This is a genomic window from Shewanella hafniensis, assembly GCF_019655335.1.
Classification (GTDB): Bacteria; Pseudomonadota; Gammaproteobacteria; order Enterobacterales; family Shewanellaceae; genus Shewanella; species Shewanella hafniensis.
In genome coordinates this window covers 47689-57521 of sequence record NZ_BPFD01000022.1, presented here as the reverse complement: position 1 = coordinate 57521, position 9833 = coordinate 47689, and the positions used below count along the sequence as shown (strand labels likewise).

10 protein-coding genes are annotated in these 9833 nt (G+C 45.1%); 6 read left to right on the top strand and 4 right to left on the bottom strand.

The features are described 5' to 3' along the window. Nucleotides 1-262: 262 nt before the first annotated feature. The gene (locus tag K5Q99_RS08890; protein WP_220776651.1) at nucleotides 263-1240 is read left to right on the top strand and encodes a transposase; all 978 of its coding nucleotides are present in this window, start codon (nucleotides 263-265) and stop codon (nucleotides 1238-1240) included. Nucleotides 1241-1432: 192 nt separating this feature from the next. Beyond that, complete coding sequence (locus K5Q99_RS08885) at nucleotides 1433-1978, top strand: substrate-binding periplasmic protein (protein WP_246604431.1); 546 nt, start codon at nucleotides 1433-1435, stop codon at nucleotides 1976-1978. Nucleotides 1979-2035: 57 nt separating this feature from the next. Here K5Q99_RS08885 and K5Q99_RS08880 read toward each other — a convergent pair whose 3' ends face one another. Together K5Q99_RS08880 and K5Q99_RS08875 are read right to left on the bottom strand one after the other, a co-directional pair. Further along, nucleotides 2036-2281 (bottom strand): DUF3297 family protein, encoded by a 246-nt coding sequence (locus tag K5Q99_RS08880; RefSeq protein ID WP_006080205.1) that lies wholly within the window; start codon nucleotides 2279-2281, stop codon nucleotides 2036-2038. 164 nt (nucleotides 2282-2445) lie between these two features. After that, nucleotides 2446-3072 (bottom strand): short chain dehydrogenase, encoded by a 627-nt coding sequence (locus K5Q99_RS08875; protein WP_220776650.1) that lies wholly within the window; start codon nucleotides 3070-3072, stop codon nucleotides 2446-2448. 99 nt (nucleotides 3073-3171) lie between these two features. Between K5Q99_RS08875 and K5Q99_RS08870 the strand changes: the two genes are divergently transcribed. After that, on the top strand, nucleotides 3172-4059 hold the full coding sequence (locus K5Q99_RS08870) for a LysR family transcriptional regulator (RefSeq protein WP_220776649.1): 888 nt from the start codon (nucleotides 3172-3174) through the stop codon (nucleotides 4057-4059). A gap of 160 nt (nucleotides 4060-4219) precedes the next feature. Then, nucleotides 4220-4636 (top strand): ribosome recycling factor family protein, encoded by a 417-nt coding sequence (locus K5Q99_RS08865; protein WP_220776648.1) that lies wholly within the window; start codon nucleotides 4220-4222, stop codon nucleotides 4634-4636. 31 nt (nucleotides 4637-4667) lie between these two features. Here the strand turns inward: K5Q99_RS08865 and K5Q99_RS08860 are convergent, their stop codons facing one another. Further along, the gene (locus K5Q99_RS08860) at nucleotides 4668-4847 is read right to left on the bottom strand and encodes a DUF6435 family protein (RefSeq protein ID WP_220591118.1); all 180 of its coding nucleotides are present in this window, start codon (nucleotides 4845-4847) and stop codon (nucleotides 4668-4670) included. Nucleotides 4848-5069: 222 nt separating this feature from the next. Beyond that, nucleotides 5070-6734 carry a methyl-accepting chemotaxis protein gene (locus K5Q99_RS08855; RefSeq protein ID WP_220776647.1) on the bottom strand — a complete coding sequence of 555 codons (1665 nt, stop codon included), beginning with the start codon at nucleotides 6732-6734 and terminating at the stop codon, nucleotides 5070-5072. Nucleotides 6735-7054: 320 nt separating this feature from the next. Here K5Q99_RS08855 and K5Q99_RS08850 point away from each other — a divergent pair, with 320 nt between their 5' ends. Beyond that, a complete protein-coding gene (locus K5Q99_RS08850) occupies nucleotides 7055-7285 on the top strand; it encodes a hypothetical protein (RefSeq protein WP_028759369.1) in 231 nt (76 codons plus the stop codon). Nucleotides 7286-7543: 258 nt separating this feature from the next. After that, on the top strand, nucleotides 7544-9733 hold the full coding sequence (locus K5Q99_RS08845; protein ID WP_220776646.1) for an OsmC domain/YcaO domain-containing protein: 2190 nt from the start codon (nucleotides 7544-7546) through the stop codon (nucleotides 9731-9733). Nucleotides 9734-9833: the final 100 nt, after the last annotated feature.

The following is a 9833-nucleotide window of genomic DNA, read 5'->3' as shown; positions in this document are numbered from 1 at the left end:
AAGACGGCTTCATCTTTAAATGCCTGCGGATAACTTTTATGTGATTTCTTCAGACTCATATAGACCTCTTAATTTATTGACCATACTGTCTCAAAATTAAGTGTCCGATGGGATTAGACCAGAACAATTTTCGATGAACTTAATCGGGCGCTGCTTGATATGGCTGCATCGGGCCGCGACCTAAATGGTGCCACCCATCTTAAATCGCGTGTTTTTGGGTCATCTACTAGACTCAATAAAGTGTTGATGTGGAGAGCATGTGATGCCGCGCCCTAGAAGAACTCAGATTAGTGTTGAAGATACTCCCTATTACCATTGCTGTAGTCGTGTTGTTCGGCGTGCATTTTTATGTGGAGATGATGCCTATTTAGGGAAAAACTATGACCATCGCCGTAGTTGGGTTGAGTCACTACTGTTTGAACTTGAAGCCGTTTTTGCCATTGATGTGGCGGCCTTTGCTGTGATGTCCAATCATCTGCATGTGGTGCTGCGGGTGGATATCGACAGTGCTAATCGTTGGACTGACCGTGAAGTGCTTGAGCAATGGCATAAGCTGTTTAAAGGTGATGGCTTAACACAAAAATTCGCTAAAGGTGAGTTAGTTGAAGCTCACGAGGTCAACAGATTAAGGCATTCAATCGCCATTTACCGCAGCCGATTATGCGATATTTCATGGTTTATGCGCTGCCTTAATGAACCTATAGCAAGACAAGCAAATCAAGAAGATAACTGTACTGGTCGTTTTTGGGAAGGACGCTTTAAATCCCAAGCCTTACTCGATGAAGCCGCTGTGTTAACCTGTATGGCCTACGTTGATTTGAATCCGATTAGAGCCCAAATAGCGGATACGCCAGAACAATCCGACCATACCAGTATTCAGCTGCGCATTCGGGCCGCATTAAAAGGTGAACAACCTAAAAATCTACTACCTTTTATCGGTAATGAGCGTGAGAACCAGCCCAATGGCATTGCGTTTTTATTATCGGATTACCTTGAATTGGTCGATGATACAGGTCGAATTATTCGAAGTGATAAGCGTGGGGCAATCAGTATAAATAGCGCTAAGTTACTGACAAAATTAAATATCCCCAAAGATAATTGGCTTAAGCTCACTACCGAGTTTGGCAAGTTATTTCATGGCCCAGTGGGAACGCTGCAAGAACTGACCGATTACTGTGAACATTTAGAAAAACGACGACGGCACTTTGCGGCAAGCTGTCAGCATTTTCACTGCAACTGATAGCGACTTAATATCACTCCTAAAATCATCATCTCCGAACACCTTTCCAGCACTACGGGATGGCTTGTCTCGTCCGAAATACGCCATTTTTGAACGAATTAGCTCAATTTATTATCTCAGATGCACTCCTTGCCACGTTTGATGGCTCTCGTTTAAGCAATTTTAGCCATTGCCGACGTAGGCAAGCCACAAGTGGGTTATTTTGTTGATTTATTATGGATGGCCATTTATTTTCCGCGCACGATACGAGACGAAGAGCGAGAGGCATTTGTACGGTTTCTTGGTCCTATCGGCACTCAGACTCGCGATATTTTGTTTCTCGTCAAAGCTGGCGAGGAAGGACGGATTAAGTCCTATGAGGATTTGTATCAGCTTACTGTAGGGGTTAAACGGGGCACAGTTTATTTTGAGCGTTTTAATACGGATCCCGCGCTACGTAAAATTGAGTCTACCGATGATGAAAACATGGCTCGCATGTTTATCATGGGGCGTTTTGACACTATGGTGGTGCTCGATCGTGCCGCCATTGAGAATGCCTTCAAGCAGCTCGGTTACGATCGTTTTAGCTATGCCGATTACCGTCAGTCAAATCGGATCGAACATTATTTTGGTATGTCCCGTAACTCTACCCATGCTGCTATTTTCGATGAACTTAATCGGGCGCTGCTTGATATGGCTGCATCGGGCCGTGTAAAACAGATTTACCAGGCCTATGGTTTAGCCGCAGAAGTAGAATAGGCAAACCAAAACGGCCAATATTAATTGGCCGTTTTTATGATCTAGCTCTTTGCAAGCTTAACGATAAAAGGCTTCAACTGTGCCTTTTACTGTGAGTAAAAGAGGTTGGCCGCGGCGGTCTAAGGATTTGCTTGGCACTTTTACCCAACCTTCACTGATGCAATATTCTTCGACATCAAAACGCTCTTTGCCGTTGAGCTTAATACCGATATCGTGCTCGAAAATTTCTGCCACATGGTGTGGGCTGCGTGGGTTAACGGAAAGGCGATCCGGTAAAGCAGGTAATGATGTTGTGTCGGTCATGGTCGTGATCTGTCATTGTCTATAGTGAAAAAGCGTGCGCTATTGTAGGCAATCCCAGCGCAACGCTCAAGACTTTAACTGTGACTGATTACGCGCCTTGCGTTACAAGGTTCGGTTGTCCTGTTAGGGCACAGCTGTTAGGGCATTGCAGTTAGGACATGCTGTTAGGGCAAGACTGCACCGCAACTGGAAAAGGCTTTCAGCACTCGGCCGTTTTCTCTGCCCATGACTGAGCGCAAATAAACCTTGGCTAATGTGTCGGCATTGATTGCACTAAAACCGGGGAAATAGTCCTGATAGCTCGCTAACGACTCGCTTAATACCGTTGGGCTGACAATGTTTATTCGCTGCTGCGCAGGTAATTCTCCCGCGACGGCGGTAACAAAATGCTCAAGTGCGCCGTTTATGGTGGCGGCGCTAACGCCATCTTTTACTGGGACATCGGCGATAATGCCACTGGTTAGTGTAAAACTGCCGCCCGCATTTAAAAACTGACTGCCAATTTGCACTAACTGGATTTGGCCTAACAATTTGCTCTGTATGCCTTTTTGCCAATCGGCTTGGTCGAGTTGGGCAAAGGGTTTAAAGGCGACGTCTCCCATCGCTGCGATAATTACATCGACTTTACCGACTTTTTTTAGCCCTTGATGGAGTGAATGTTCATCCCGAATGTCTATCAGGACATCCCCCGTTGTTCGCCCTACCTGAATAACTTCATGCTGAGTTGAATGAAATAAGCGGACTATCGCTTGTCCGACTGTGCCTGATGCACCCACTACGACTATTTTCATAACATGCTCCTAAATTGAATACGAATTGAGGATAGTCTGGTTAATTAAATAGAAAAAGCGCATATAATCACCACATTGTTTCGTTAATGGATTTAATTGATGAATCTCACCCATCTGCAGTCATTTATGTTGGTTGCCAAAATGCACAGTTTTAGCGCTGCGTCTGAACAACTCGGGGCTTCTAAAGGCTTAGTATCGCGCCATGTTAAATCCCTTGAAGATGAAATGGGTTGTCAATTACTCCACCGAACCACTCGGCGAGTATCAATGACCGAAGCAGGGCAAGCGTTATTTGGTAAAGCCTGCGAAATCGAGAGGCTGGCCAATGAAGCTGGGCGTTTAGTGCAGGACTTAACGCAGGACTCCTGTGGCACTTTAAAATTTACCGCCCCAACGGAACTGGGCAAAAAATTGCTGAGTCCTATGCTGCTCCAGTTTATTGCTGCGTATCCTCAAGTGAAACTCGAACTGTGTTTTGAGCAGAATATTCAAGATGTTGAGTTCGGCAAGTTTGATCTCGCCTTAAGAACAAGCATTGCGCACAGCGATAATCTTATCGCCAGATATCTTGGCAGAATTCGCCATGTCTTAGTGGTTGCGCCCACACATCCCGCCGCCGCAGAGGTGCGTCACCCTGATGATTTACGCCATTATCGTCTATTGTCTTCGGGTGAAACTCAGTGGGTGTTTGAACCGCTCGCTGGGGACAGTCTCATGCTCACTTTTGAGCCTGCACTGTGTAGTTCAAACTATGCCACTACACATTTGCTTACTTTGAGTGGTACAGGTATCGCTAGCCTGCCTTATTATTTGGTAGAGGAGGATATCGCTCAGCATAAACTCACTTTGCTCGTTCCCCAATGGCAATGCTATCCACATGAGTTGTATATGGTTTATGCCAAGCAGAGCCATTACCCAAAGAAGCTGCGTGATTTACAACATAAGCTACAAACTTGGTGCGAAACTCACTCAAAATATGTGGGTTAATGAGTAAAAGCATCAAATCTTATCCGGCAGAGGGCGGAGCTTTTAGAATAAAGTGAGGCAGAGTAAACTGCCGCGCATTGAATTTTTGTATTTGAATGTAAAGTCGAGCAGGCTTTTCCCTTTATCCATGCAGGCATCAAAGAGCGGTTAACCAAGCGTTATGAACGACGACATTAGTATCTCGCTGCCCTCGCTCATTCATCGAATTGGGCGGGAGGCGGTTAAACAGGCTCAGGCGATTGCAACTCAGTATGATTGCGAGCTTAAGCGTGTGCGGCGTTCAAGGAATTGGTGCATAGTTGGCGCGGCGATTAAGATCCAATCCTGCAGTGCGCATTTACAAAGTGAGCCATTGCTGGCGCAGCAGCTAATCGCTAATGATGGCCAGTTTGGCTATCTTATTAAAAAGTTGGAGTCAGCCTTGCTGCAACATGCGGACAAGCTAGAGCCCTTAGACGCTAAGTTGATTCGGCTTATCGCAGACAATCCCGCGATCACTTTAGGTGAGTTGATGCAACTGACGCAATGCACTATCACAGAGGCCAGATTGGCACGTTTTCAAGCCGACTCTTGGTAGTTTGCTTGTTTCGCGTTCTCGCTATGCGCCTCTATTGCTGAGTTGCTTTTTCTAGCACTTTTATTTGATTTTCTATTTGCTCGGCTTCAGCGGTCAGCATTGAGTAGGACCGAATATCGCCTTTTCTCTGTGCATGCATCGCTTGTTCAAGCTTGGCATTGTATTGCTGAGTTAATTTTTTTAAGGGATTTTTCTTAAAGATTGAAAACATGGTCATTTCTACTGAGTTGAGTATTTGGGTTGTATACGTAGGTAAGCGGATTTAAGTTTTACTTTTTGAAATTAAAAGTAGCGCCTTCAACTTCCAATCCACAATCCACAATCCTTCAATTCCACTGCCATCGGCCTCAGCAAGGCAGAGACTTTATCTTACATTTTCAGCAAACCAATGGGTTGCTATGTCTTATTTAGCTTGCAACCCATTGAAAATATTTTAAATTTTAAACTGACCGACGAGTTTACCTAAGTTAATGCCTTCTTGTGATACGGTTTGGCTGACTCTGGCAGCATCTTCGCTGGAATGGAGTAACTCATTCACAATCTCTTGGATGGCGAACACATTACGGTTGATTTCTTCGGTCACAGAGCTTTGCTCGGTCGCCGCTGTCGCAATTTGGGTGCTCATGTCGTTAATGGCCGTGACCGCCGATGTCACTGAGCCTAGGCTTTCTGAGATTGCGCGCGATGAGTCTACCGAGCGTACGCAGCTTTGCTGACTTTCTTCCATCGTTTTCACCGCTAGCGCCACAAGCTTGTGCAGTTCTGACAGCATCTCATTGATTTCTAGCGTGCTTGATTGCGTTCGGCTCGCTAAGTTACGTACTTCATCGGCCACCACGGCAAAGCCTCTGCCCTGTTCTCCGGCGCGGGCCGCTTCGATGGCGGCATTTAATGCTAATAGGTTAGTTTGCTCAGCAATACCGCCAATCACTGACAGCACATTGTTGATTTTTTTAGATTGTTCGCTCAAGGATTGAATGCTGCTCGCCGCATTATTGATTTGCGCCATGAGTGCCGAAATTTCTTCTAAAGACGCATCGACGCAGCGCTGAGCATTGGCTACATCGCCAGTGGCAGCGTGAGTCGCTTCTGCCACTTGGGTGGTATTTTGCGCCACTTCGCTGGCGGTAGCTGACATTTCAGTAATAGCAGTAACTACTTGATCGGTTTCATTGTTATGGCTGATGAGTTGGTTCGACATCACTTTGGTTTGATCGTGAATCGCGTTGGCTGCGGTTTTAACTTTAGCGGTCGCGTTTGCCACATCGCCTATGATGGTTTGGAGTTTATCGACAAACAGGTTAAAGGATTGGCCTAGTTGTGCAATTTCATCTTCACCTTTCACAATAAGACGTTTGGTTAAATCGCCTTCGCCTTTGGCGATGTCGTTTAAATTGTCTGCCATATTTTTAATAGGCGCGACCATACGTTGGGCGGTGATCAGAATAACAGCGGCAGTCATCGCGGCGAGTAACAGCGCAATTAACAGAATGGCATAGGATTTTTCGATCATCTGCTCAGTGACAGTTGCACGATAATCCTCAACGACAGCGTCGATATCATCGATATAAGCGCCCGTGCCTAGCATCCAGTCAGTGCCAGGGATCATCATTGAGTAACCGATTTTTTCAATTTGCTCATTGGTATTCGGTTTTTGGAAATAGAAGGAGAAGTTACCGTCGCCCCTTTTAGCAGCATCGAGTAAACCAACAATGATTTTTGTGCCGCGGGGATCTGTCATATCAATTTTATTTTGCCCTTCGAGGTTGGGCATGACGGCATGGAACAGGTTTTTGCCTTGGGAGTCGTAAATAAAGAAGTAACCAGAACTGCCAAAACGGATATCACGGAGCGCTTGGTTCACATTGCCATTTTCTTTTAAAGACAACTGATATTGCACTATGCCGGCCGCAATTTCGGTGGCTTCTTTTATTTGGGTTTTACGTTCACCGATAAGCTTAGTTCTAAAGGTCGTGACTTCATCTGCAAGGGCGCTTTGTTCGACATAGTAAGAAACTGTCATGAGAATGCACAGGGTCAGGATTAACGGGAATAGTGATAACAGCAGTAATTTATTACGTAAACTGAAATTAGACATGCTTGACGACTCCATGATGAACATCCTTTTTATTGCAGGGCAGTATAGCTAATTTCCCATATTCTTAAGTGCTTAAGTTAACAAAAATATAATGTAAATGACAAAAAGCACGCTTTTTTCTTATGCCTCATGGGTTGGGTGCACCTTAAATTGGGCTACTTTCGTTGATCTTAATCAAGGCTCTCTGGGGGAAATGCGTCCACTATATTAGTTAAACTTGATGCAAATGGTGGCTAGAATTTTGCAAACCTTGAGCGGATATCTGATTTGCAGCGGACCAGTAGCAAAGCGACATAGCGGCAAAGGGTAAGGGCGGAACAGTGACGAATGAAAAGCTGATTTTAACGCTGAAAATCTGCATTAGTGTGGGTATTTGTCTTATTGCGCTGGGTATTTATCTGCATAACTTTAATGAAACCGTTGAGGCGATGGGCGTGCAAGGGATTATTATCAGCGCCATGTGTGTCGCCTTTGGCATGGCCTTGTCATTACCCACTAAGATGTATTTAACCTTTCTGTTGGTTAAGCGAGAGACTGAAAAACATCCATAATTTTTCTCGCACAGAGTGTCACTCTGCGACCGATTGGCTTACTTGGCCTTCCTGTTATTTAGTTTAAGCCCCAACTCAAACCCGCTACTCAACCCACTAAGCTCAGTCGCAAATGCCCTGATTGTGGTTTTTAACATAATTAACCCAAGACTAATGGGCCAAAAACACCGATAATTCACCCTTAATGACTCATTACCAATGACGCGACTTGGTCGATGGGCTGCTACAGACTCGCATATTTAGTGGAAATCATATTCAATGGAAATCAAAGTTAATTTTCTCGACAATCTTAGACTTGAAGCCAAGTTTGATGATTTTACCGTTACCGCCGATCAGCCGATCCGCTACAAAGGTGATGGTTCTGCTCCTAGTCCGTTTGATTATTTCTTAGCGTCGTCAGCCCTGTGTGCGGCCTATTTCGTGAAGGTGTATTGCAAAGCCCGCGATATTCCAACGGATAACATTAGACTGTCGCAGAACAATATTGTCGATCCAGAAGATCGCTATAACCAGATTTTCCAAATTCAGGTTGAATTGCCAGAAGATATTTCCGATAAAGATCGCGAAGGTATTTTTCGCTCGATTGACCGTTGTACGGTTAAAAAAGTGGTACAAACGGGCCCAGAATTTAAAATTGAAACCGTTGAGAACTTAGACGCAGACGCCAATGCTATGCTGATGGGCCAGCCTAATGGCGCATCGAGCACCTTTATTCTGGGTAAAGATCTGCCGCTGGAGCAGACCATTGCCAATATGACGGGCATGCTCGCCGAGCTTGGGATGAAGATTGAGATCTCATCATGGCGTAACATAGTGCCGAACGTGTGGTCACTGCATATTCGTGACGCCGCATCGCCCATGTGTTTTACCAATGGTAAAGGCGCGACCAAAGAAAGCGCACTGTGCTCGGCACTCGGCGAGTTTATTGAGCGGTTAAATAACAACTTTTTCTATAATGATCAATTCTTTGGTACTGAAATCGCTAATAGCGAATTTGTGCATTATCCCAATGAAAAGTGGTTTGCGTCAGAAGAAGACGATGCGCTGCCAGCGGGTATTCTCGATGACTATTGCTTAGAGATTTATAACCCAGACGACGAGCTGTGCGGCTCGCACTTGATTGATACTAACTCAGGTAATGTTAAGCGCGGTATTTGTGCGATTCCTTACACCCGTAAATCTGACGGTGAAACGGTTTACTTCCCGTCGAACCTGATTGAAAACCTGTTCTTAAGCAATGGCATGAGTGCGGGTAATAACCTGCAAGAAGCCCATGTGCAGTGCTTATCAGAGATTTTTGAGCGCGCTGTAAAACGCCAAATCATTGAGCAAGAAATTGTCCTGCCCGATGTGCCCATGTCTGTACTAGAAAAGTACCCAAGCATCCTCGCGGGCATTAAGGGTTTAGAAGAGCAGGGCTTCCCGGTTGTGGTCAAAGATGCCTCACTCGGCGGCCAGTTCCCAGTGATGTGCGTCACCCTGATGAACCCGAAAACTGGCGGTGTATTTGCCTCCTTTGGCGCGCACCCAAGCTTTGAAGTGGCGTTAGAGCGTAGCTTAACTGAATTGCTGCAAGGCCGTAGCTTTGAAGGCTTAAATGATGTGCCAAAACCGACCTTTAACAGCATGGCGGTTAGCGAGCCAGAAAACTTTGTTGAGCACTTTATTGATTCAACAGGAGTGATTTCATGGCGCTTCTTTAGCAGTAAATTTGATTATGAATTCTGCGAATGGGATTTTTCTGGCACCAGCGAAGAAGAAGCTGACGGCCTGTTTGGGATCTTAGAAGCGTTAGGTAAAGAGGTGTATATCGCTGAGTTTACCGATTTAGGCGCATCGGCGTGCCGTATTTTAGTACCTGATTATTCGGAGATTTATCCAGTTGATGATTTGATTTGGGATAATACCAACAAGGCGCTGGCGTACCGTGAAGATATTCTAAATCTGCATTCGTTAAGCACTAAGCAATTGGCTAATTTGGTCAATCGTTTAGAAGAAAGCCAACTCGATAACTACACGGATATTCGCACCTTAATCGGCATTGTATTTGATGAAAATACCGTTTGGGGTCAGCTCACGATTATCGAGCTTAAGATCCTGATTTATTTGGCACTTGGTGCACATGAAGACGCGATTGAGCTAGTCGGCGAGTTCCTGCAGTTTAACGACAATACCGTTAAACGCGGCCTGTTTTATCAAGCCATGAATGCTGTGCTAGAAGTGACTTTAGATGAAGAGTTAGAACTTGATGATTTTATCCATAACTTCACCCGTATGTTTGGTGAGGAAGTGATGGAGCAAGTGGTTGGCAGTGTTACAGGAAAAATACGTTTTAGCGGTTTAACTAAGACCAGCATGCAGCTCGAAGGTATTGAGCCGCATTTAAGATTGATTGAAAGCTATAAAAAACTGCATCAAGCCCGTAAAGCTGCGAAAGACGCGAATTAATTCTGTTATTTAGCATTAGCTTAATGTGTTTAAAAGCGAACCTTAGGGTTCGCTTTTTTGTTGGCTGCCTTTTGATGCGTGCTGCTTATGAGCACTTGTG

What these genes read in the sequence shown, in the direction of transcription:
- K5Q99_RS08890 (WP_220776651.1), top strand. Translation starts at nt 263, where the DNA reads ATGCCGCGCCCTAGAAGAACTCAGATTAGTGTTGAAGATACTCCCTAT.
- K5Q99_RS08880 (WP_006080205.1), bottom strand. Translation starts at nt 2,281, where the DNA reads ATGACCGACACAACATCATTACCTGCTTTACCGGATCGCCTTTCCGTT.
- K5Q99_RS08875 (WP_220776650.1), bottom strand. Translation starts at nt 3,072, where the DNA reads ATGAAAATAGTCGTAGTGGGTGCATCAGGCACAGTCGGACAAGCGATA.
- K5Q99_RS08870 (WP_220776649.1), top strand. Translation starts at nt 3,172, where the DNA reads ATGAATCTCACCCATCTGCAGTCATTTATGTTGGTTGCCAAAATGCAC.
- K5Q99_RS08865 (WP_220776648.1), top strand. Translation starts at nt 4,220, where the DNA reads ATGAACGACGACATTAGTATCTCGCTGCCCTCGCTCATTCATCGAATT.
- K5Q99_RS08860 (WP_220591118.1), bottom strand. Translation starts at nt 4,847, where the DNA reads ATGTTTTCAATCTTTAAGAAAAATCCCTTAAAAAAATTAACTCAGCAA.
- K5Q99_RS08855 (WP_220776647.1), bottom strand. Translation starts at nt 6,734, where the DNA reads ATGTCTAATTTCAGTTTACGTAATAAATTACTGCTGTTATCACTATTC.
- K5Q99_RS08845 (WP_220776646.1), top strand. Translation starts at nt 7,544, where the DNA reads ATGGAAATCAAAGTTAATTTTCTCGACAATCTTAGACTTGAAGCCAAG.